The 21,967-nt window shown below is 45.8% G+C and carries 21 protein-coding genes; 11 read left to right on the forward strand and 10 right to left on the reverse strand.

All coding sequences use genetic code 11. The features are described from left to right. Nucleotides 1–72: 72 nt before the first annotated feature. Nucleotides 73–1,413, reverse strand: a complete 1,341-nt coding sequence (gene hemW, locus QZ918_RS18100; RefSeq protein WP_293337334.1) for a radical SAM family heme chaperone HemW — start codon at nucleotides 1,411–1,413, stop codon at nucleotides 73–75. 398 nt (nucleotides 1,414–1,811) lie between these two features. On the opposite strand from hemW, the gene QZ918_RS18105 reads away from it, so the two are divergent. Next, nucleotides 1,812–2,894, forward strand: coding sequence for a PIN/TRAM domain-containing protein (locus tag QZ918_RS18105; protein ID WP_293142905.1), 1,083 nt, complete (start codon nucleotides 1,812–1,814; stop codon nucleotides 2,892–2,894). A gap of 12 nt (nucleotides 2,895–2,906) precedes the next feature. Continuing rightward, nucleotides 2,907–3,092: a DUF8622 domain-containing protein gene (locus QZ918_RS18110; RefSeq protein ID WP_293142902.1), complete on the forward strand. Its 186-nt coding sequence runs from the start codon at nucleotides 2,907–2,909 to the stop codon at nucleotides 3,090–3,092. Nucleotides 3,093–3,200: 108 nt separating this feature from the next. Here the strand turns inward: QZ918_RS18110 and QZ918_RS18115 are convergent, their stop codons facing one another. Next, nucleotides 3,201–3,770: a Uma2 family endonuclease gene (locus tag QZ918_RS18115; RefSeq protein WP_293337336.1), complete on the reverse strand. Its 570-nt coding sequence runs from the start codon at nucleotides 3,768–3,770 to the stop codon at nucleotides 3,201–3,203. Between the two features lie 380 nt (nucleotides 3,771–4,150). Here QZ918_RS18115 and QZ918_RS18120 point away from each other — a divergent pair, with 380 nt between their 5' ends. From QZ918_RS18120 to QZ918_RS18135, 4 genes are all read left to right on the forward strand, one after another. Continuing rightward, nucleotides 4,151–4,285: a hypothetical protein gene (locus QZ918_RS18120; RefSeq protein ID WP_293337338.1), complete on the forward strand. Its 135-nt coding sequence runs from the start codon at nucleotides 4,151–4,153 to the stop codon at nucleotides 4,283–4,285. A gap of 67 nt (nucleotides 4,286–4,352) precedes the next feature. Further along, nucleotides 4,353–4,577 (forward strand): hypothetical protein, encoded by a 225-nt coding sequence (locus tag QZ918_RS18125; RefSeq protein WP_293337340.1) that lies wholly within the window; start codon nucleotides 4,353–4,355, stop codon nucleotides 4,575–4,577. Between the two features lie 18 nt (nucleotides 4,578–4,595). Next, a complete protein-coding gene (locus QZ918_RS18130) occupies nucleotides 4,596–5,975 on the forward strand; it encodes an MBOAT family O-acyltransferase (RefSeq protein WP_293337342.1) in 1,380 nt (459 codons plus the stop codon). Nucleotides 5,976–5,990: 15 nt separating this feature from the next. Then, nucleotides 5,991–7,109 (forward strand): SGNH/GDSL hydrolase family protein, encoded by a 1,119-nt coding sequence (locus QZ918_RS18135; RefSeq protein WP_293337344.1) that lies wholly within the window; start codon nucleotides 5,991–5,993, stop codon nucleotides 7,107–7,109. Nucleotides 7,110–7,221: 112 nt separating this feature from the next. On the opposite strand, the gene QZ918_RS18140 is transcribed toward QZ918_RS18135, so the two are convergent. After that, on the reverse strand, nucleotides 7,222–9,426 hold the full coding sequence (locus tag QZ918_RS18140) for a Tex family protein (protein WP_293337346.1): 2,205 nt from the start codon (nucleotides 9,424–9,426) through the stop codon (nucleotides 7,222–7,224). Nucleotides 9,427–9,726: 300 nt separating this feature from the next. On the opposite strand from QZ918_RS18140, the gene QZ918_RS18145 reads away from it, so the two are divergent. Both QZ918_RS18145 and QZ918_RS18150 read left to right on the forward strand, forming a co-directional pair. Further along, a complete protein-coding gene (locus QZ918_RS18145) occupies nucleotides 9,727–10,563 on the forward strand; it encodes a Uma2 family endonuclease (protein WP_293337348.1) in 837 nt (278 codons plus the stop codon). 312 nt (nucleotides 10,564–10,875) lie between these two features. Beyond that, nucleotides 10,876–11,004 carry a hypothetical protein gene (locus QZ918_RS18150; protein WP_293337350.1) on the forward strand — a complete coding sequence of 43 codons (129 nt, stop codon included), beginning with the start codon at nucleotides 10,876–10,878 and terminating at the stop codon, nucleotides 11,002–11,004. Here QZ918_RS18150 and QZ918_RS18155 read toward each other — a convergent pair. From QZ918_RS18155 to QZ918_RS18170, 4 genes are all read right to left on the reverse strand, one after another. Continuing rightward, nucleotides 10,974–11,861: a class II fructose-bisphosphate aldolase gene (locus QZ918_RS18155; protein WP_293337352.1), complete on the reverse strand. Its 888-nt coding sequence runs from the start codon at nucleotides 11,859–11,861 to the stop codon at nucleotides 10,974–10,976. The genes QZ918_RS18150 and QZ918_RS18155 overlap by 31 nt on opposite strands. A 235-nt stretch (nucleotides 11,862–12,096) precedes the next feature. Beyond that, entirely contained in the window at nucleotides 12,097–12,831 is a 735-nt protein-coding gene (locus QZ918_RS18160; protein WP_293337354.1) for a phosphoadenylyl-sulfate reductase, read from the reverse strand. After that, nucleotides 12,801–12,989, reverse strand: coding sequence for a hypothetical protein (locus tag QZ918_RS18165; RefSeq protein ID WP_293337356.1), 189 nt, complete (start codon nucleotides 12,987–12,989; stop codon nucleotides 12,801–12,803). Before QZ918_RS18165 ends, QZ918_RS18160 begins: the two co-directional genes overlap by 31 nt. A gap of 208 nt (nucleotides 12,990–13,197) precedes the next feature. Further along, nucleotides 13,198–14,649, reverse strand: a complete 1,452-nt coding sequence (locus QZ918_RS18170) for an EH signature domain-containing protein (protein ID WP_293337358.1) — start codon at nucleotides 14,647–14,649, stop codon at nucleotides 13,198–13,200. 729 nt (nucleotides 14,650–15,378) lie between these two features. Here QZ918_RS18170 and QZ918_RS18175 point away from each other — a divergent pair. Together QZ918_RS18175 and QZ918_RS18180 are read left to right on the forward strand one after the other, a co-directional pair. Beyond that, complete coding sequence (locus QZ918_RS18175) at nucleotides 15,379–16,464, forward strand: glycosyltransferase family 4 protein (RefSeq protein WP_293337360.1); 1,086 nt, start codon at nucleotides 15,379–15,381, stop codon at nucleotides 16,462–16,464. Between the two features lie 547 nt (nucleotides 16,465–17,011). Then, a complete protein-coding gene (locus QZ918_RS18180; protein WP_293337362.1) occupies nucleotides 17,012–19,390 on the forward strand; it encodes an amylo-alpha-1,6-glucosidase in 2,379 nt (792 codons plus the stop codon). A gap of 129 nt (nucleotides 19,391–19,519) precedes the next feature. Here QZ918_RS18180 and QZ918_RS18185 read toward each other — a convergent pair whose 3' ends face one another. Then, nucleotides 19,520–19,705, reverse strand: coding sequence for a hypothetical protein (locus tag QZ918_RS18185; protein ID WP_293337364.1), 186 nt, complete (start codon nucleotides 19,703–19,705; stop codon nucleotides 19,520–19,522). Between the two features lie 106 nt (nucleotides 19,706–19,811). On the opposite strand from QZ918_RS18185, the gene QZ918_RS18190 reads away from it, so the two are divergent. Then, nucleotides 19,812–20,177, forward strand: a complete 366-nt coding sequence (locus tag QZ918_RS18190) for a response regulator transcription factor (protein WP_293175153.1) — start codon at nucleotides 19,812–19,814, stop codon at nucleotides 20,175–20,177. 109 nt (nucleotides 20,178–20,286) lie between these two features. On the opposite strand, the gene QZ918_RS18195 is transcribed toward QZ918_RS18190, so the two are convergent. Both QZ918_RS18195 and QZ918_RS18200 read right to left on the reverse strand, forming a co-directional pair. Beyond that, nucleotides 20,287–20,538 (reverse strand): zinc ribbon domain-containing protein, encoded by a 252-nt coding sequence (locus QZ918_RS18195; RefSeq protein ID WP_367275370.1) that lies wholly within the window; start codon nucleotides 20,536–20,538, stop codon nucleotides 20,287–20,289. A 74-nt stretch (nucleotides 20,539–20,612) separates the two neighbouring features. Beyond that, complete coding sequence (locus QZ918_RS18200) at nucleotides 20,613–21,836, reverse strand: group II intron reverse transcriptase (protein WP_367275371.1); 1,224 nt, start codon at nucleotides 21,834–21,836, stop codon at nucleotides 20,613–20,615. Between the last annotated feature and the right edge of the window lie 131 nt (nucleotides 21,837–21,967).

Consider the following 21,967-nt stretch of genomic DNA (forward strand, 5'->3'; position numbering starts at 1 on the left):
TTATTGTCGAATTGCTGGCTTTGGCTGGACGGGCGATCGCCTTAGCGCTGTGTATACCTCCTAAGACATAAGCTAATTATCCTCTCCTAACTTGCTGAACAAGTCGGCTAAAATTGTATTAGAAAACAAAAAACCTTCGGGATCGCTCAATCTTAAATTTCCCGAAAGCGGCAGTTTTTCACCTTCGGCTAAAGTGGCGATCGCCCCAGCATTCACAATTTCCACCAATCCCTGCCGCCAGTATGGCTGCAAGCAATGCCAAATGCGATCGACAGTTTGCTGAGTAAACTTTTCAGTCAGCGCCGACAGGCTAACTCCTGCTGCTAAACGGAAACCTAGCATCAGGGTTTCTAACAAAACGTCATTGTCTGAGACTTGAAAATTGGGTTCAATTGCTGGGTGAATATCGGTCTGGGTTTCCCCCCCCAGTTGGGCGGTAGCAGCAGAAGTTGTCTCGGAAAGATTTCGCACCCACTGATAATATTCTTGAGTTTTGCGAGGCCTTGTCAACCTCCGGCCTTCCACGTAACTCGCCGCCCCCATCCCCAAGCCGTAGTAAGGGCGATTTTCCCAATAAACGCGGTTGTGCTGACACTGATAGCCATCGCGAGCGTAATTGGAAATTTCGTAATGTTCGTAGCCAGCATCAGTCAGAATTTCCTGCGCTAAACGGTACATTTGAGCAGCAGTTTCATCGGCTGGTAGCGGCTGGGAACCTGCTTCAAAGTATCGCCCGAAAGCAGTTAAGGGTTCAACAATTAAGTCGTAACTCGACAGGTGAGTCGGGCTAATTGCTACCGCTGATTTTAGGGAAGCTTCCCATTGTTCTAAGGTTTGGTGCGGCAGTCCAGAAATGAGGTCTAAACTGAAATTGACAATCCCAGCCGATCGCACTATTTCTACTGCTTCCAAAATTTCTGCCACCGAGTGCGATCGCCCGCAAGCTTGCAGCAATTCATCCTGAAAAGCTTGCACTCCCAAACTAACTCGATTTACTCCCGCTGCGGCATATCCCCGCAACTGTTCTAAAGTAAACGTTCCAGGGTCAATTTCTATTGAAATTTCTGCCCCAGCAGCAATGCCAAATTTGCCGTCGAGAGTTTCTAAAATATGGCTCAATTGACTGACAGAAAGTAGCGAAGGCGTGCCACCACCAAAAAAAACTGTCTTTAGAGATGCGCCTAAATTTGGAGTTTCTTGAATTTCTTGACACAGTACGGCAACGTATTGGACAATTGTGCCGGAATTTTCGCCATTTTTGCGATCGCCGACGACAAAAACCGGAAAGTCGCAGTAGTAACAGCGGCGGCGACAAAAAGGTACGTGCAGGTAAGCTGAACTGGGAATGCCGAAATTTGACACCTGCCCACTTTTTGGGAATTCAAATGTTAAATAATCTGTGGTATGGTTCATTACATTTCCAGCCAAAAGTGCAACTTCAAATCTAAAGTTTTAATTAAACAGTGATAAATAATTATGTATATTATGACATTTTCTTAGCAATAACGCACTGCTAACGATGGCGTCGGGCCCCGCAAGCTACGCCTATTTTAGCTCGATATCCTAGCGATGGCGACGGGCAGCAATTCCCGAACACTTGGCAGGGCGGTCTATTGGCACCTCATGTCTGCCCGTGAAGGGGCGCGATCGATGTCCCGAAGCACGGGTAGCGTATCCCTGTTTACACTACAGGCGTGAAATATAAGTTCATAAAAATTGGTGAGTAAAGATAGCGATATCCGATCGCAACTACGAAAAAACTATCAGCACTCGAAAGATATAATGTAAACACATTCATTAACCTAGAACTAATGCTAGACGCAATCATAATTATCTCATTCATAATTGCAGGCGGAGGAATCGGCTATTACGGAGTCGAGTTACTGCCAAACAACCTGCTGGAGCAAGTTACAAATATACAAGGCCTAAGTTCGGTACTGGGCTCGTTTGGAGCATTAATCGGCTTCGTGTTGGGATTAGTGGCTCAAACAACCTACCGGCGCGTAGAAAAGCAAGTCCGCGATATGCCGGTGGAAATGCTGCTGACAAGGGCTATAGGCTTAATCATCGGGTTGCTAGTCGCCAACTTAATGCTGGCTCCGCTGTTCCTGCTGCCAATTCCCCGCGAGTTCGGCTTCATCAAACCCCTAGTCGCAGTATTGGGCAGCGTCATGTTCGGCTTCACAGGCGTCAGTTTGACAGACACCCACGGCCGCGCTTTCCTGCGACTGATCAACCCCAAAAGCTTAGACACCACAGTGTTGATAGGCGAAGGTAATTTCAAGCCAACAAGTGCCAAAGTTGTCGATACAAGCTGCATTATTGACGGCCGGATTGAAAACCTGCTAGAAACAGGCTTTCTCGAAGGTCAAATTATCATCCCGCAATTCGTGCTGCAAGAACTGCAACTGATAGCTGATTCCGCCAACGATCAAAAGCGAGTGCGCGGGCGTCGCGGCTTAGATATTCTCAACCGCATCAAAGAAACATATCCAGAACGGATTCAAATTCACTCGGCTGACTACGAAGAGATTGCCACAGTCGATGCTAAATTAGTCCGATTTGCTTTGGATATCGACGGCATTTTGCTCACCAACGATTACAACTTGTCGAAAGTAGCTACCGTTCAAAAACTGCCCGTTTTAAATATCAACGATTTGACTCATGCAGTGCGCCCGACTTATTTGCCGGGAGATACGATCGAACTAAAAATCCGCAAAGAAGGCAAAGAACCGTCTCAGGGAATCGGTTACTTGGATGACGGCACAATGGTTGTCGTAGAAGCAGGTAGCAGCTACGTCGGCGCCGAAGCCCGAGTCGTAGTCACTAGCGCCTTGCAAACTAGCGCGGGCCGCATGATTTTTGCCCGCCCTCAAGAGTCAGTTATTGCTTGAAACTGAGAAACAATGACCAGAGGAATTAGGATTAAATATTGCGATCGCTGTTCCCAATCTGCCCCGATTCTCTACCGCGCCCGGTATGACGAGTCGGGGCAGTGGTTTTTTCTGTGTCTTAACTGTTGGGAATTGGTAAGCAAAAACAATGCTTTGTACTTCTACGGCGGCACTTGGAAAGCCAGCAAGAAGAAATAAAGTTTGTAGTGAGGACTTTAGTCCGCTGTTTGTAGTGAGGACTTTAGTCCGCCCTCTGCCGTTTAGTCGATCGGGACTAAAGTCCTTACTACGAACAATTTTGATAAACTAGAGTAATATCGCATCTTCATACAATGCCTCGATCGCACAGCTAAAATCAACACTCGCCAACTGAACTTCTTGCCCTTGAGTGTAAGGATAAAGCACCCACAAACCCTCTGCATTCCGGCGAAAACACTCTACACTAACTCTTTCTTGATTGATTAACACATACTCTTGCAAAATTTCAGAAGTGCGGTAATCTGCAAATTTCTCGCCTCTGTCAAAAGCCGCTGTTGTCGGCGATAAAACTTCCACAATTAAGCGCGGGTAGATAATGAAATCTTCAGCAGTATTTCTGTCCCGTTCATCACAAGTCACCGCTACATCGGGATAGTAATAACAATTTGCTGCCTCAATCCGAACTTTTACGTCTGCCACGTAAGGCATACAACCACTTCCCCGCAGATGGTTTCTTAACAAAATTGCTGCATTGAGACTAATGGTGGCGTGAGCTTTGCTGGTTCCTGCCATGGCATAGATTTCACCTTGTCTGTACTCGTGTTTGATGGGGCTGACTTTCTCGCCTGCTAAATAGTCTTCGGGGGAGACGTAGGTGTCGCTTTTACTTGCAACCATATAATTTTGAGGTGGGTGAGGATTACACAATTATAGCTCGTCGATGCGCGATCGCTCAGAATACCAGGCGGTTGAAACGGCGTCTGTACAAACTCTCATCCCAACCCAGAAGGGTTGAAGAGCGGTTAAAATTAGCAGAAAGAATTGGTTTAAAGCCTATCCCTTATAAGGAGAAATAAAAAGAAAACTATTTATTACTCCAATCCTCTTCCTTCTAGGTCAACTGATGTCCTAGGTTAACCATTCGACTACGTTCACGGCAAGCTGTCAACTGTCAACTGTAGACAAGATTGCATAAGTCTTCGATCGATCCTGCAACCGCAGATGTCAGACAGATAAACACAGGTAAACGCAGATAATTTCAGGGTGTTTTCCGATTTTTGCAAGAGGTCTTGTCAACTGTCAACTGTCAACTGTCAACTGAGTCCCTCCCTCGGGCATCATTTGACCCTTTGGTGATTTGCACCGCAGTCAGCTATTTTAAAAATGTCAGAGAATATTTCCATCAATATTAATAGCAATGCTCAATAAATCGTAAAGTTTTATACTCTCCGATCGCACCCTGTACGTTACCAAAAAGAATTGGTTGCAAGCCCGCCCGCTTTTTTGGGAGAAATTACGATCGGACTATTCATTACTCCAATCCTCCGACTTAAGGGTAGAGGTTACTCTCAAACTGTCAACTGTCCACTGTCAACTGTCCACTGTCAACTGTTAAAGCGTGTTTGGGGTTTGTTACGAAAAATAAATGTTCCAATCATTGACAACTGCTATCTCTATAGATACGATTCACTTAGCGATCGCTAAAATTTCAGATTTCAAAAGATGCTGTTTAACTCCACATTATTTTTGGTCTTTTTGGTGGTGGTGGTGTATGTCTATTACTTGCTGACACCGCAATACCGACGTTGGTTTTTGTTATTGGCTAGCTACTGCTTTTATTGGGTGTGGAGCGTACCTTACTCACTCCTAATGGTTTTATATACCCTGCTAGCTTATATAACAGCTCGCATTATAGAGTCATCAACTAAAAATCGAGATAAAACTACGGCGTTAATTAGTTTCTTGGTTGTAGTTATAAGCACTCTCTGCGTTTTCAAATACGCAAACTTTTTTTCGGCTTCGGCACACTCCCTGTTGGGATTTTATCCTTGGCCTAAACTAAATCTACTATTGCCTCTGGGTATTTCTTTTTACACATTCCAGACGATCGGTTACATAGTCGATGTCTACAAGGGCGTTACACCTGCTCAAAAGTCATTTCTCGACTTAGCACTGTACGTCATTTTCTTCCCTAATCTGGTTGCTGGCCCGATCGTCCGCGCGAAGGTTCTCATGCCCCAGTTGACCTGCGAGTCAGCGGTAGACTGGGTTCAGATCCGCAGCGGCATTGCCCAAATCATCTGGGGGATGCTGAAAAAAGTTTATATAGCTGACCCGATGGCATCAATTACCAGTGAGGCTTTTAGTGGGCCCCAGAGCGTTTCCGGGTTGGGGTTGTTACTAGCTACGTTCGCCTTTACAGTTCAAGTCTACTGCGACTTTTCTGGTTATTCAGATATGGCGATCGGTTCTGCCCGCCTATTCGGTATAGAACTGCCGAAAAATTTTGACAGGCCTTATCTGGCCTACAGCATTACTGATTTCTGGCGCCGCTGGCATATTTCACTGTCAAATTGGCTGCGCGACTATCTTTACATTCCCCTGGGTGGCAACCGCCAGGGCCAACTCCGTACCTATGCAAACTTAATGCTGACGATGCTGTTGGGAGGGCTCTGGCACGGTGCTGGATGGAACTGGGTTGCTTGGGGAGGTTTGCAAGGGGCAATGCTGTCAATGGAAAGAGCGTTTGGACTCTCCTCTGCACCTAAGTCGAAAGCCAGTTATTTCCTGCGGTGGCTGTTGACCTTTTTTGTAATTTGTACTTCTTGGGTACTCTTTGCATCATCTGATTTGAACAGTGCGGGTGTGGTATTTCAGCGGATATTGACTTTTGCTGATGGCCGGATACCTATTGACTATCGCCCGATATTCTACCTGGCGCTAGTTTTGCTAGCTCAATGGGGGGATGTGAAGCAACGATGGATGAGTTGGGCTCAGATGCACCCAAATTTGCTCAAGTGGATTGTTTGTACGATCGCAATTGCGCTGATATTTACCTTTGCCGGCGCCTCAAGTTCAAATTTCATTTACTTCCAGTTCTAATCGGATCGATCAGTTATGCTCCCAATATTTAATGACCAAGCACTTTCCCATATAAAAACCGCATTTCGCCGCACCACCGCAGACTTGTCAAAGCTATTGTTAGCAGCTTTATTATTGGAAGGAATGCTGCAAGTTATTGCTCCTGAGTACAAAAATAACGTTTACGATCGCCAATTTACAGGAGGTCGTCCCATCGCGATGAGCAGTGCGGGAAATCGCGGCCCCCTGCTGCCGGTTCAGAAACCCCCTGGCGAAGTGCGAATCCTCGGGATGGGGGATTCAACAACATTTGGGACTGGGATTGGTGCAGAAGATACTTGGCCAGCTCAACTAGCAACTGTTTTTCAGAAAAATGGTGCCAAAGCAACCTATATCAACAGCGCTATAGAAGGTTATACGGTCAAAGAAATTAACTATGTTTATCGCAACCAGTGGTCGGCCTACAAACCAGATATAGTAGTGCTGGCTGTAGACAACAACATGGTCTCAATGACGTGGTTTCGCCGCGAGGACAAAGGTGCGCCGAAAAACCCCTATCTAGAGCCTGCCCCTCAATCCAAACTGGACAATTTGAAAAACGGATTAAAACAAGTTACTCACGTCTTAGCTTCTCCTTCCTGGCTGAGAATCAACTCCCAAAAATGCTTGTACTTGCTAGGTTTATCAAATAACAACATCAACCCGGAAGTTCCTTTGGGCGCAACGGTAGCCTCTGGCTGGAAGCAGGCTAATGTACCTCCAGATCTCCCCGATCGCGTTTGGAAGCAGTTTGAAGAAGATTTGAGCGTACTCCGAGACTCCGTTGCTGCTGACGGTCGATCGCTCGTTGTAGTTTACTTACCTGCTCGCTTTATTGCTTTTGACGGGTTTTTTGACAACGAGCAGCGAGTGCCAAAAAATCGGCTGACTATCGACGCGGGCAAGCGACTTGGGGAAATTAGTCAGTCACTCGGTGTAGCCTATCTCGATGGTACCGAACCAGTTCGTCGGGGTCGATCGCAAATTGCCGAAAAAGAAGGTCGTTCTGCTCCGATGTACATTAAGTTTGATAGTGTCCACCTTGATAAAGATGGCAATCAAGCTGTTGCTGAAGGGTTGTTCGATCTTGTTAGCAAATCTGAAAAAGCTCGATAAAATCTATCTGTAGTTTTGAATGGTTTGTAGTGCGGACTTCAGTCCGCCACCGGAGAGCGGACTGAAGTCCGCACTACGAACTTTACTTATTGGGGTTAATCGATCGCTAGTTTTAACGCCGGCGCGGGGCCGGAAGCCTCGCACTATTTGACGGTTGCGGTTTTTCTTGCAGCTTCATCGTCAAACTCACCCGCTTTAACTTTTCATTCACCTCCAAAACCCGCACTTTCACAACTTGTCCGACTTTCACAATCTGTTTTGGATCGTCCACAAAGCGATCGGCTAATTGAGAAATATGAACCAAACCATCTTGGTGCACTCCCACATCTACAAAGGCTCCAAAGTTAGCTACATTCGTGATGATGCCTTCCAATTCCATCCCAACTTGCAAGTCGGAGATTTCGTTAATTCCGGCTTGGAAAGTCGCATATTTAAACTCGGCGCGCGGGTCTCTTCCCGGTTTTTCTAGTTCGGAAATAATGTCTCGGAGTGTTGGTTCTCCGACTTTTTCGGTGACATATTTCTTGATATCTACAGTCTTGACTTTTGCCGATATTTGTGTTATTTCGGTCAGCGGCAAACTTAAATCTTTGGCGATCGCCTGGACAACCGGATAACTTTCAGGATGAACTGCTGTATTGTCCAGCGGGTTTTCGCCGCCGCGAATGCGAAGAAATCCGGCTGCTTGTTCAAAAGCTTTTGGCCCGAGTTTGGGAACTTTTAAGAGTTGGCGGCGATTTTTAAAGGCGCCGTTTTCGTTGCGATAATTGACGATATTTTTGGCAACTGTTGCTGTCATTCCCGATACAAATGTCAGCAGTTCTTTGGAGGCTGTGTTTAAGTCAACTCCGACATAGTTAACGCAGCTTTCGACTGTTTCGTCGAGTTTCTTTTTGAGCAGTTTTTGGTCAACGTCGTGCTGGTATTGGCCGACTCCGATCGATTTCGGGTCTATTTTGACAAGTTCGGCTAAGGGATCTTGCAAGCGCCTACCGATGCTGACTGCACCCCTGACGGTGATGTCGAGATCTGGAAATTCGGCGATCGCCACATCACTCGCTGAATAGATAGATGCGCCGGATTCGTTCACCATAACTTTAATCGGTTTTTTGTCCATATCTGCCAAAACTTCCGACACAAAGTCGTCGGTTTCGCGGGAAGCTGTACCGTTGCCGATCGCAATTAATTCAATTTTATATTTTTCAATCAAATGCTTGACAATTTTACCAGCTTGTTGTCTCTGGCCTGGAGCTTGGTGGGGGAAAATAGCTTGATATTCCAAAAACTGCCCGGTTTCGTCGAGGGCGGAAACTTTGCACCCGGTGCGAAATCCCGGATCGATCGCGAGTGTGGGTTTCATGCCCGCCGGTGCCGAGAGCAGCAACTCGCGGAGGTTGGTTTCAAAGGTGGTGATGGACTCGATATCAGCCTCGGCTTTGTGGTGCGATCGCACTTCCGTCATCAGCGAAGTCTTCATCAGGCGGTTGAAAGCATCCTTCAAGGTCGATCGATAAAACTCTTTAACTTCAGGTATCCTAGTTTTAATTTCCTGAGATTCCAAATAACCCATCACCGCCGATTCATCAAAGGCTAAGTCTAAATCTAAAACCCCCTCCGTTTCCCCGCGAAACAAAGCTAACATATTGTGCGACTGAACATTTCTCGCTGCAATTTGGTAATTGCGGTACATTTCAAATTTCGTAGTTCCTTCCGGAAAATCCTCTTTAATTTTCGAGACAAAAACCCCCGTCTTCATCAAAAAATCTCGCAAATAAGCTCGGTATTCAGCTTTTTCCGAAACCGCCTCCGCCAAAATATCCCCAGCACCTTTGACAGCTTCTTCTGTTGTCTTGACTCCCTTTTCTTCCGAAATATATTTAGCAGCTTCCGCTTCGATATCGGCTGGTTTAGCAGTCGGCAAATTCAGAGACTTAATAAATTCTGCCAGCGGTTCTAAACCTTTTTCTCTAGCAATTGTCGCCCGCGTCCGCCGCTTGGGTTTGTAAGGCAGATAAAGGTCTTCGAGTTCATTTTTTTGCAAGCACGACTCAATTTTGGCTTGCAATTCGGGCGTAAGTTTGCCCTGGGAGGCGATCGTCTCTAAAATCGACTTTTTGCGGTCTTCAATTTCCGTCAAATAGGTGAAGCGATCGGAAATATCCCGCAACTGAATTTCGTTCAGCAAATCGGTGCGTTCTTTGCGGTAGCGCGCAATAAACGGAATAGTTGCGCCCTCCGCGAAAAGTTCCAGAGCATTGTTGACTTGGGAAAGATTGATCGCAAGTTCTTGAGCAATCAGTTGGGGAATGTTGAGCATAGTACAGAAGTTCGAGTCAATTACTGGCGGTTAATAAATTATTTATGAGTTCTGCGAATTAAGAAGGAAATGAACCGCAGACGTGCAGGGGACACAGAGGAGGAAATGAGATAAATAAGAGTTTGAGAAGGTTCGATCGATCGCCCTATAGCTATCCTAAATCATTTGTGAACTTCTTCTTACTCCCTCCCCTTACTAAGGGGAGGGTTGGGGTGGGGTAAAAAATCTACGACTCATTTAGGATCGCCCTAGCAGTATTAAAATAATGTTAGCATAAATGCAGTCATTTCTCAATATTATATGTTTCCTTTTAAATATCCAGTGCCGCAAAGCGATCCGCCGCGATCGCCCAGAGAAACGCTGCCGACAATGTACGATTTACCTAGCGAAGATCCGGAGGAACCTGGTTTGCCAGACGAATTTCACGATTTGCAGCCGCAGTTGTTAACCCTGGCGTTTCGCCCTCACAATTATCAGGCTTCTGAGATATTTAGCGGCACTGACATGAACCTGTATTATGACGTGCAGCACACTCTGTGGCACAAGCGCCCGGATTGGTTTGGAGTGGTGGGAGTTCCGAGACTTTACAATCAATCCGAACTGCGGATGAGTTACGTTACTTGGCAGGAAGGCGTGAATCCTTTTGTAATTGTGGAACTGCTTTCGCCGGGAACCGAAAAAGAAGATTTAGGCGCAAATATCGATGAGGAAAAGTTGCCAATTCAGCCGAATAATGTGGGTAACGCGCAAGTTTTACAGGCTGATACAAATGAGAAACCGCCCAGTAAATGGGAAGTTTACGAGCAGATTTTGCGGGTTCCTATTTATGCCGTTTTCAGCCGCTATACTAACAGGTTGCGAGTGTTTGCATTGAATGCCGGACACTATCAAGAATTAGAATTATCTGACTCGCGAGTGTGGATTCCGGATCTAGGTTTGGGCTTGGGTTTGTGGCAAGGGGAGTTTCAGGGAATCGATCGCCTGTGGTTGCGCTGGTATGATGTTGATGGCAACTGGATTCTGACAGAAGCGGAACAGCAACGGCAGCGTGCTGATTCAGCGGAAGCTCAATTGCAGTCTTTAATTCAGCGGTTGCGGGAATCTGGCATCGATCCCGATCGATTTTTAAACCGTTAGAAAAAACGTATAGCGCTTCTCAGAAAGATAAGGTACGTTGTTGGGCTTCAGCCCTCTTAGAGGTTGAAACCGCCTCTAGACAAACAAAGTCCACCTCCGTTTTTCAACCGTTAGAAAAGACGGCGGTTGAAACCGCGTCTACACAGACAAAGTCCACCTCCGTGGTGTAAAGAAAATAACGTATAGCGGTTCTCAGAAAGATTCGCGGACGTTGTTGGGCTTCAGCCCTCTTAGCGGTTTCAACCGCCCGATTTTCTTGTTTCTTGCTGACACAATTTACCAAGAATAATGGGTTTAAAGCCTCCTCCTTCTATGGGTAATAAAACAAAATTATTCACTGTTTTAATCCTATTCCTTCTAGGTAGAGGTCGATCTAAAACTGTCAACTGTCAACTGTCAACTGTCAACTGTCAACTGTTGAACGTAAATCCATCTGCATAAGGTGACTGATGCAAATAAGCCTTACCAGCAGAACCGAAAAGTTGCAACTTGCCCGCAATCACCGATCGCATAGCAGCAATTGCCTTTTCCATAACTTCCAACAAATCCGGATCCGACAAAGAATTGCTAGTTTTCAAAACCTCCATATAAGCATCGCGAACTTCCGTATTTACATTAAATTTAGACACACCTAATGCAATAGATTGATTAATCGTGGATTCCGGCAAACCGCTAGCACCGTGCAGCACTAACGGCACCGAAACAGAAGCCCGGATTTTTGCCAAACGCGGAAAATCGAGTTTCGGTTCGCTGAAATATTTACCGTGAACGTTGCCAATTGTTACCGCCAAAAAATCCACCTTAGTTGCTGCAATAAAATCTACAGCTTCCACCGGATCCGTCATCTTTGCCGCTTTTTCTTCAATTGTCAAACCGTCTTCCGTGCCGCTAATTCTGCCGATTTCCGCTTCAACTACCGCACCGTTAGCGTGGGATAGCTGAGTCATTTCGCGAGTAAATATCAAGTTTTGTTCGTAAGACAAAGGAGAACCGTCAGCCATGATGGACTTGATACCGGCGGCGAGGGCGAGGTGAATGTCTTTTTCTGAGGTGCTGTGATCTAAGTGTACTGCGATCGGCACTACAGACTTGCGCGCTGCTTCCATGCAAAGCGCGACTAAAGGCGATTTTCCGTATTTAAGGGCGCTGGGATGAAGTTGCAACATCGCAGGACTTTGCAGCGCTTCGGCGGCATCGATGACGGCTTTTACTCCTTCGAGATTGTACACGTTAAAAGCGCCGATCGCGTAAGCATTTCTCCGGGCTGTGTTCAGCAATTCGCTAGTTGAGGCGAGCATAAGTACCTGGCTTAAAAACTTGTCAGTTGTCAGTTGTCATATCATGTCCGGTCGATTACTATAACAAAAAAAGGTTCGTAGTGCGGACTTCAGTCCGCAATATGCTGCGGACTGAAGTCCGCACTACGAACCGATATTATCGCGGTCAATCGACCGGACACGATATCATTAGTCATCAGTCATTAGTCATCAGTCATTAGTTAACTGTCAACTGTCAACTGATTAACGCTATCAACTATTTTTGTGTATTACCAGCGTGCAAACCGCACTCTTTCATCGTCGATTCTTCCCACCACCAACGACCCTCGCGTTCGAGTTGGTTTGGCAATACTGGTTTCGTACAAGGTTCGCAACCAATGCTAACAAAACCGCGTTCGTGCAACTTGTTGTAAGGCACTTCCAAAGCGCGAATATAATCCCAAACCTCTGCCGAAGACCAGTTTGCTAAGGGGTTGAATTTAATTAATTCATGGTCTGGAGTTGAAAAAGCACCGTCAGCTTCAATCACCGGAATACCGTTGCGGGTACTGGGACTTTGGTCTTTGCGCTGACCGGTAATCCAAGCATCGAGAGTATTCAATTTGCGGCGAAGCGGTTTAACTTTCCGCACGCCGCAGCATTCTTTGTGACCGTCTTCATAAAAACTAAACAATCCCTTTTCATCTACTAGGGCTTGTACTTCTGCTGCATCGGGAAACATTACTTCTAATTTAATGCCGTAATGTTTTCTAACTCGCTCCAGAAACTCATAGGTTTCTGAGTGCAACCGTCCCGTATCTAGGGTGAAAACGCGGAAGTTTTTAGTAATTTTTGATGCCATGTCGATCAGAACTACATCTTCGGCACCGCTGAAAGAAATTGAAATATTGTCAAAATTGTCAAGGGCAAATTTGAGAATTTCTAGCGGTGTTTTTTGACTGTATTCTGCTTCCAGGGCGGCTATGTTGAGATTCTTCTGAGTGGCAACCATATTTTTGCGCGATCGGTGTTCTTTTTTTCTAACTCTTGATTATAGCCGATCGCAGTATCTATCTCACGGATTAATTTTACTGCATCTTGCGACAGTCTTTTCGGCTGTGCGATCGGGATCGAGGATGGCGATCGCCCGTTTGTCGCAATTTCGGTCAAGCCAAAACTCTTATACCGGGGAAAATATCACTATCGCGCCGTCAATGAGCACTGATATCACCTCCGCTCGATCTACCACTATAAAACAGGTTTGTAGTGAGGACTTTAGTCCGCATGAATTTTTGCGGACAGGTTTGTAGTGAGGACTTTAGTCCGCATGAATTTTTGCGGACTAAAGTCCTCACTACAAACTGATTAGTCGCAATCATTACGACAAACTTTCCATTTCTTTCTGCCACTTTTTCAATAAAACTTCCCGCTCTTTTTGTTCCTGAGGTTCCGGCATTCTCAAGCCATTTGTAGAATCATATTTGCCGTAATACTGCGACATTCCCTGAAAAGATTTAGTCCCCTCATTGGGCATGATTTTTTTCTGTTTTAGCCACTTTTCGCAAGAACTTTGCCACATGAAAACGCGATCGTGCACTTCGCCACCTAGTTTTCTGATGCGCTTAACAGACAGTTCTTTTTTGACAAACAACAGCCGATCGCTCTCTTTGGTACGCTTAATCAAGCGAATTTCGGCGCCTGTACCCCGGAAAAACTCGATCGCGCAATAGCCCTCCAACTGAAAAATGCAAACTTCCGTTGGAGGATTGCCGTCTTCCGGTAAGATATCCACATCAAAGGGCAACTGGTAGCCGATCGCGCTTACAGACGACTGCGGCAACAGCAAGCGCACCCGCTGAATGCGATCGCTATAATTGGCCCAAAAATCGCGCCGCTCCTCCAACTGCTTAATATCCGCATCAGACAGCCGCAGCATCCGCGCCACCAAATCGATTGTTTTTTGGAAATAACTGTAATTTAGTCCGCCAATCCATCGCCTCAGCGACTCTTGGGCGGGAGTCGAAAGTAACTGCAATTTCGGATAATATTCGTCTCGCACCCACTCCACCAATTTCGGCCGTTGATTTTTGAGAATATCGCTCGAAATTTTAACTAACAACTCTTCAACTGCTGCAAGTTGCGGCGCTGGTGGCATTTCCTTCAAGCATCGCAGCAGCCATTCTACGCCTGACAAATCGGCAACCTGATTTTTGGCAAAAATTCCGGCAAGGTGTGGCCCGGCGCGATCGACTGCGGGGATAGTTGCGGGTAACTGAGCTTTTTTTAACAGTTCTACGGGGGTTTTTAGGTATTGCCAACTCAGTTTTGCTAGCTCGTAATCTGGTAAATCGCGGGTCAGTATTTTAATGATTTGTACTGGCAAAGCATCGGTACCAGTCGCTGTATTGGCAAAGTCGGCAAAGCACTCTACCAAAGCTGGATCGAGGGCGGGAGCATTGCTAGAAACAGGATTTTCTAACTGGTGGCTGTAATGCAGCGCCAAACGCCACAACAACTGCTGTTTCAGGCGCACATTGTTCTGAGCGGCCAGCCAAATAGCTTGAGATATCTCTCTGGTGCGATCGGGATTTTTCAGATCCCATTGAGATTTAGCCCAGAGACAATAAGTCCATTCTAGAGGAGTAATACTGTCCGCTCGATCGCCCTCAATATCTGCTATAATTTCTGCCATCCCTCGCAAAAAACCTGCTTTCACTTCGCTAATATTTGGCTTGCTTTTCTGTGCAAAGCTTCCCGCAGTTTTTGTTTTTTCTGGCAGCCGCTGGCTGGGATTTTCAGGTAGTTGAATTTGGCGAAACTGAACGCTCATATTTATAATTTGTTTCCGATAAAGTTGCTGCAATAGCCATTATGCAATTTTTGACCGAAAAGAATTGGTTTAAAGCCTCTCCCTGAGCGGGAGAAATTCAAAGAAGGCGATCTATCAATCCAATCTTCTTCCTTCCATGTAGAAGTCGCTGTCAACTTTCAACTGTAAGTAAGGTGCGTCGCTCATCGATAGTCGATTTTTATTTGTGATGCTTGGTGGCGAGGCACCCTACAACTGAAAGAGGGCGTGCCCGCACCATCCACGGCCCCTACAACTGTCAACTGCCAACCAACTATTGTAAAGAAATCTCTTGCAAGTGCGCGATCGAACGCAATTGAAAACCCAGTTAATTGGGTCGCCCGCGCGTCATTCCTGTGATTGTCATATTTTACACAATTTCCGATATTGAGGGAAGGTACGACTGGGAAAACTATCTGGTGTTAGGCGTTATTCTCTCTTTCGGCAGAAGTCAAGCTAGCTTTTCCGTGGCGCAGTAGCCCTGTAAACTCAAAAAAGAAGCACAAAAGTGCGTTAGCGAAGCCCTCGAAGAGGATCGCCCTGCCTGACAATCTCCCTCCCAGGTAGCATAGACTAAACTTGTAAATTGTTATTAAATTTAATTGTGCGCGACAGTAACTTAAAAGTTAAGAGAAGTTGCTAACACTACCTAGTGTAACAATCCTCAATCGCGTAGGAAATTTTACAGTAAATAAAACTAGAAGGTTTGTGATGAGAATTGCCCAAATTGCTCCCCTATTCGAGCGAGTTCCGCCCCCAGCTTACGGAGGAATTGAACTGGTGGTCAGCCTCTTGACCGAAGAATTAGTCAGAAGGGGACATGAAGTCACCTTATTTGCCTCCGGCGATTCAATTACTTCTGCTACTTTAGAATCAGTTCACCCCAGAGCGCTGCGTCTCGATCCCACCGTTAAAGAATACGGCATTTACGATATGATGCAACTGAGCAAAGTATATGGAAAAGCCGGAGAATTTGATATCATTCATTCCCACGTAGGCTGCACAGCTTTGTCTTACTCGCACTTAGTAAAAACGCCCACAGTTCACACCCTCCACGGCATTTTTACCCCAGACAACGAGAAGATGTTTAGCTTGGCCCGCACTCAGCCCTATGTAAGTATTTCTAACTCTCAGCGGGAAGATAGATTAAATCTCAACTACATCGCCACAGTTTATAACGGCATCGATCCGGTGACTTACGAATTTCACCCGCAGCCCGAAAATCCTCCTTATTTAGCTTTTCTAGGTCGCATTTCGCCGGAAAAAGGTGCTCATTTAGCCATAGGAATTGCTAAGGCTTCCGGTTGGCATTTAAAGATGGCAGGCAAAATTGATACTGTCGATCGCGAATATTTCGAGCAAGAAATTAAGCCGCACATTGACGGCGAGCAAGTAGAATATTTAGGCGAAGCTAACCACGCTCAAAAAAGCGTGCTGATGGGCGGTGCAGTCGCCACATTATTTCCGATTACTTGGCGCGAACCTTTCGGGTTAGTCATGATTGAGTCCATGGCAACGGGAACGCCCGTAATTGCCATGAAATTAGGCTCGACTTCCGAAGTTATTGTTCACGGAAAAACTGGTTTTCTGTGCGAAAGCGTGGCAGAATGTATCGCCGCCATCGAACCCGCCCGACAACTCGATCGCAGCGCTTGTCGCCAACACGCGATCGATCGCTTCAGCGTTAAAACAATGGTCGATGGCTATGAAGCAGTTTACCGACAAATTTTAAAAGAGCGATTTTCTCAAAATGGTCACGCGCATCATTTGACAGAATTTGAACTGCGTAGCAGATAGCTGCTTAAACAGTTGACAGTTGACAGTTGACAGTTGACAGCGAAGTGATAAGAACGGAGATTTAAACTCCGTTCTTATCACAATCTGCCGACCTGAGTAAAGGCTTCAAACCCGGCTATTCGGTGAGGACAAATTAAACCCACGGTTGACAAATCCAAAATTTACGCACAATACTCAATTCACGGGTCTTTTTACGAAAATATTCTATTTCTGTGTGACGAATGTTATCGTTTTAGCTGTGGGATGGCAGAAGGAAGAATATCAATCCCGCGTGATTTATTGTAGGGAGACGAGACTGCCGTCTCCGACTTTGCTATAATTTCAATGCAGCCAAAATTGATATCACTTATATTTTCTATTTTAAGAAAAGTTGATTTTATTTTATCAACCTAACTATTAGTTAGCAGGAGGGGATAAAAATGGTAGTATAAGAATAGTGAAGCATTACATTAGGGTGCTTCGCCTCAAAATTTAATGCCAAAAAGTCAAGAGTCAAAAGCTCAAGAAAATTAAACTTTTGAAAGCTGGGAATCCACTTTTTGTAAAAATGACCGATACCTATGAACTAGAAGGAAAAACATTTGTCGCCGCTGCGGAATTACCCGTAACCGAGTGGCCTTGCGCGATCGCCGATCGACCTCAACCAACACTCACCCTCAAAGATGATGATTTATTCCTGATTACTGACACCCTCGGCAACATCTCAGGCTGCTTAGAAGACGACAGCGTGGCCAGCCTCGGATTGTTTTGCCACGATACGCGCTTCCTCAGCCGCCTAGAATTGCAAATAGAAGGGCGATCGCCAATTTTGCTCAGCAGCAACGCCGAAAAAGGCTACCTGCAAACAGTTTTGTGCTCCAATCCCCGCATTGACGAGCGCATCGGCGCCGAAACTATCGGCATCAGGCGAGAAATGGTGCTCAACGGCGGTTTGTTTGAAGAAATAGAAATCACCAACTTCACCACAAAACCAGTCAGCTTTGAAATAAGTCTCAGCTTCAGCTCAGATTTCTTAGACTTATTTGAAGTCCGGGGTTACGGCCGCTCCCAGCGCGGGAAACTCCTGCGCCTGGTGCCCCAAAAAACCGACGGAGCATCCCCCAGCGAATTTGCAGGCAAAGCAGCTTTTCCTGACGCTGCAAACGGCAATAGCCACGGTGAAAATCCGGCAGTAGAAAACCCAAATGTGCCAATTCAAGAATCAGCAAAAAACCCGATCGGCGATCGAGCGATCGCCCCATATCCTTTCTGCGATCTTCAACAAGATTTAACCCTTGCCTACCAAGGTTTAGACGGCTTAGTAATGGAATCTCGGATCGAGTTTTACAACCAGCCACCATCACTGTTTCAGGGGAATACAGCAGTATGGCGCATCTCCCTAAAATCCCACGAAGCAATCAAATTGGGATATCGGCTCAAAATGCTGATCGACGGCAAATCGATCTCCCAAGTTACCACTCCCGTAAACCTAGTTCAAGCCAAAGCAGCGGAACTTTTAGAAGAGCGAGAATGGCTGAGCGAAATTACCCGAATCAAGTCAGATAAAAACACCTTTAATCGACTCCTAAAACGCGCCGAACAAGACATTTATTCCCTACGACAAACCTTTGGCAAAGGCAAAGCAATTTCAGCCGGAGTTCCCTGGTTCTCAACATTATTCGGGCGCGACTCCATCATCGCCGCTGCTCAAATCTTAATTCTCGATCCAACTTTAGCCAGAGAAACCCTAACAACTTTAGCTCACTATCAAGGCAAAAATGACGACGATTGGCGCGACGAAGAACCGGGCAAAATCTTGCACGAAATTCGCATGGGAGAAATGGCTCGCTGTCAGGAAATACCCCACACTCCCTATTACGGAACTGTCGATGCAACGCCGCTGTGGTTGATGCTTTACGCTGAATATTATGCCTGGACTTACGACAGCAAAACTTTAGACCTTTTGTGGCCAAATGCCTTGGCGGCGATGGAATGGATCGATCGCAAATGTGCCGCCACAGGCTACCTCAGCTATTACAAAAAATCCCAGCGCGGCCTAGCGAATCAAGGCTGGAAAGACTCGGGAGATTGCATCGTCAACCGATCGGGTGTCATCGCAGAAGGAGCGATCGCCCTTTGCGAAGTCCAAGCCTACGTTTACGCTGCCAAAACCAGGCTGGCAGAGATTGCCCGCATCAAGAAACGCATCGATTTATGCGATCGCTGGCTAGAAGAAGCAAGAGACCTAAAAACCCGATTCAACCGCGATTTTTGGATCGAAGATTTAGATTATTGCGCCCTAGCATTAGACGGCGAAGGCAAACCTGTAGACAGCATTTCATCAAATCCGGGACACTGTTTGCACCTCGGCATTTTGTCGCGAGAAAAAGCTCGCAGCGTAGCAGAAAGATTGCAAGCCCCAGATATGTTTAGCGGTTGGGGAATTCGCACCCTATCCTCCTTATCTCCCGCCTACAATCCCATAGGCTACCACACAGGCTCAGTCTGGCCGCACGACAACGCTTTGACAGCTATGGGATTGCGATCGCTCGGCCGAGTCGAACAAGCCCTAGAAGTAGCTCAAGGCTTATTTGACATGACTTTGCTGCAACCCTACGAGCGTCCCCCCGAACTTTTTTGCGGCTACGAGCGCAACAGCCAGAGCGATCGCCCCGTGCAGTATCCTGTAGCTTGCTCGCCCCAAGCTTGGGCAACTGGCAGCATTTTTCAACTGTTGCAAATGATGTTAAATTTAGTTCCCGATGCGCCTAACAACCAACTGCGAATTATCGATCCAGCCTTACCAGAATCGATTAATAAGTTGTCGCTAAACAACTTAAGGATAGGCTCAACTTTGCTAGATTTGGAATTTGAACGATCTGGTTCCTCAACCGCTTGTCGGGTGATGAAAAAACGCGGCAATTTGCGAGTAATTATCGAAGCTTAAATGCAGCTAAGTGGGAATTGGGAATTCCCAATTCCCTTGATTCGCGACACGGAAGTCACGGAGGCAGGGATAGCTTTTTTTTCTCTTCCGACTTCATCGGACTTCTTCTTTCTGGCTTATTATGGCTTATTATGGCTTATTATGGCTTATTCTTCCCTCTTTCTTCTTCCCTCTTCCTTTTTCTTCTTTCTTCTTCCCTCTTCCCTCTTCCTTCTTCCTTCTTGCTTCTTCCCTCTTCCTTCTTCCTTCTTGCTTCTTCCCTGAGGCTATGTGACCGGCTATATTGTATTTAGAAGTGCATTGATTTGTTTGCAAAATGGCGCAATCAAATAACCGTAGCGAAGCGGGGCGAAAGCCATCACGCCAGCAGCTTCTGGAGCGAGATTATCCGCCGTCAACAATAGTAAGGAAGTGTGAAATTATGTCAAAAATTTTAGTAGTGGACGATGTTCCCAGCGAACTGGAAATCATCTGTCGCATTCTTCAAGATGCCGGAATGCAGGTGATCCGGGCTGGTGACGGCGAAGAAGCGATCGCCCTGATCCGAGAAGTGCCGCCGGATCTCGTGGTTTTAGACGTAGTGATGCCGCGAATGAACGGATTTGAAGTGATCAGAGAATTGCGGGGCGATCGCGCCACTGCACACTTACCAGTAGTATTTTGTACTCATAAAAACACTGATATCGATAAAGCTTGGGGAACCGATTTAGGCGCCGATGCTTACGTCAGCAAACCATTTGAGCCTCAGCAACTCGTCAACATCGTGCAGCGACTGCTTTGGGCTTGACACTCCCCGACCTTAAGGTACGGGGATTCTTAAGACATTTCGATCTTAATATCCCGCTTAGAGTGTGCGGGTTCTTGGGCGCAATCCTTTTGCCTAAAAAGGTGGGCTGCTATCCTTGTCTTACAACAAGCTCCTCAAGCGTTTGGGGATTAAAAAAAATCCCTGGCTTCGCGGAGTCCCCGCGTACCATTTTTAAAGCTCTATCTCTGATTGTTTTTGCAGCACCTATATCGGCGTGTTCGTGATAGCCGCATTCAGTACAGATGAATTTTTCTCCATCTCTGCTAGACTTGTCAATATGACCGCAATTCCTGCATTCAATGCTCGAATATTTAGGATTAACTTTAATTACGATTTTGATGGAGTCGAGTAGAAAGTCTCCTTTCTACCCTCTCCTACAAAACCGAACGTGAAACTTTCGCTTCATTCGGCTCCTCAATGAAATGGCTCTATGTCACGAGTACCCAGACTTCCATCAGTGGTTGTCTTTGTGTCATGGCAATGTTTGTGAAGGGCTTGAAGGTTGGCATATGAGTTTTTGCCTCCTTTGCTTTTTGGTTCAATATGGTCAATTTCTATCAAGTCCCCCGGTTTAAATGGTAGTCCGCAATGATTGCATTTACCCTGCTGTCTTTTCAGCAAAGTTGCAAGTTTTGTGGAGACTTCAGGATTTCGCCCCATGCGTGTACTCCAGTATATCCAATCTCCATCGTAAGGACTTCTTATTCCTTGAACTTTGGTAAAAACCTTAATTGTGGTCTTTGAGTGTTTTTCAAGTGTTAGTCCTTGTCGGGTGCTAAAACACCAATTATCATTTCCTACTGTATGCCAGTATTTATCTGATATTTGGTATTTATTGGAATGTGTGTTTCTACGCTTTGCCCAGGCTCGGAGTTTTTGGTATAGCAGAAAATCCATCCTATCGAAGACTTTTTGGCTTGAAACAGTAGAGTAATAATTAGACCATCCTCTAATAATTGAATTTAGCTCAGTTATTAGTACCGCTTGCGGTTTGGTGAGGTTTTTATCTACTATTTGTGCCAATTTTCTCTGGTGAGCTTTCTGTTTTTCCTTACTCGGAGTGATGAGCGTGTTAAACCCGAGTCTTTTCCTTTCGGAATTAATTGCACTGCGGTAATTTCCTGTTGGATATTGTTGGATATGGAATCCAAGAAAGTTAAACCCTACATTTCCGTTGTACTCATGAAGGGTGTGGGTTATTTTTGTTTTACTGGGTTTTAATTCCAGTCCCATGCCTTTGAGCCATTCGGATATTATTTCTTGGCATTGAATTACCACATTTTTATCTTCATGTATTACGACAAAATCGTCTGCGTATCTTATGATGCTGAGCGATTTTACCTTAGTTTGCCAACTTACCTGATTTCCTTTTGGATTTCGGATATCTAGTGTTTTGGCAAATTCCATGAGTTTTATTTCCATTCCATGTAGGGCTATGTTGGCTAATAATGGGGAAATTACTCCTCCCTGTGGAGTTCCCTCATTTGTTGGAAATAAATTTTGCCCATCCATTACTCCTGATTTTAACCAGGATTTGATTTGTTTCTGGAGTTTTGGGAATGTGTTTATCTTTGCCAATAGTGCTTCATGGTTGATTTTGTCAAAGCATTTCGCGTAAGGATTCAGGTCAAAAAAAATTCAGTGGCAGCATCTGGTAAAATAAACGAATGAAAAAGCCTGCACCCCCCAGAGAACAGAAAAAAACCGAAATCGAGCAGTTGAGCCAAGCTGAACTGGTAGAAATGGTACTGGGGCTGCAAAAAATCATT

The sequence above is a fragment of the Microcoleus sp. CAWBG58 genome (assembly GCF_020883045.1).
Taxonomy (GTDB): Bacteria; Cyanobacteriota; Cyanobacteriia; order Cyanobacteriales; family Microcoleaceae; genus Microcoleus.

Coding starts and splice junctions, on each gene's coding strand:
- QZ918_RS18115 (WP_293337336.1), bottom strand. CDS start 3,770: ATGGTTGCAAGTAAAAGCGACACCTACGTCTCCCCCGAAGACTATTTA.
- QZ918_RS18150 (WP_293337350.1), top strand. CDS start 10,876: ATGGGTAATAAAACAAAATTATTCACTGTTTTAATCCTATTCCTTCTA.
- QZ918_RS18145 (WP_293337348.1), top strand. CDS start 9,727: ATGTTTCCTTTTAAATATCCAGTGCCGCAAAGCGATCCGCCGCGATCG.
- hemW (WP_293337334.1), bottom strand. CDS start 1,413: ATGAACCATACCACAGATTATTTAACATTTGAATTCCCAAAAAGTGGG.
- QZ918_RS18180 (WP_293337362.1), top strand. CDS start 17,012: ATGACCGATACCTATGAACTAGAAGGAAAAACATTTGTCGCCGCTGCG.
- QZ918_RS18160 (WP_293337354.1), bottom strand. CDS start 12,831: ATGGTTGCCACTCAGAAGAATCTCAACATAGCCGCCCTGGAAGCAGAA.
- QZ918_RS18130 (WP_293337342.1), top strand. CDS start 4,596: ATGCTGTTTAACTCCACATTATTTTTGGTCTTTTTGGTGGTGGTGGTG.
- QZ918_RS18105 (WP_293142905.1), top strand. CDS start 1,812: ATGCTAGACGCAATCATAATTATCTCATTCATAATTGCAGGCGGAGGA.
- QZ918_RS18170 (WP_293337358.1), bottom strand. CDS start 14,649: ATGAGCGTTCAGTTTCGCCAAATTCAACTACCTGAAAATCCCAGCCAG.
- QZ918_RS18135 (WP_293337344.1), top strand. CDS start 5,991: ATGCTCCCAATATTTAATGACCAAGCACTTTCCCATATAAAAACCGCA.
- QZ918_RS18190 (WP_293175153.1), top strand. CDS start 19,812: ATGTCAAAAATTTTAGTAGTGGACGATGTTCCCAGCGAACTGGAAATC.
- QZ918_RS18175 (WP_293337360.1), top strand. CDS start 15,379: ATGAGAATTGCCCAAATTGCTCCCCTATTCGAGCGAGTTCCGCCCCCA.
- QZ918_RS18155 (WP_293337352.1), bottom strand. CDS start 11,861: ATGCTCGCCTCAACTAGCGAATTGCTGAACACAGCCCGGAGAAATGCT.
- QZ918_RS18140 (WP_293337346.1), bottom strand. CDS start 9,426: ATGCTCAACATTCCCCAACTGATTGCTCAAGAACTTGCGATCAATCTT.
- QZ918_RS18110 (WP_293142902.1), top strand. CDS start 2,907: ATGACCAGAGGAATTAGGATTAAATATTGCGATCGCTGTTCCCAATCT.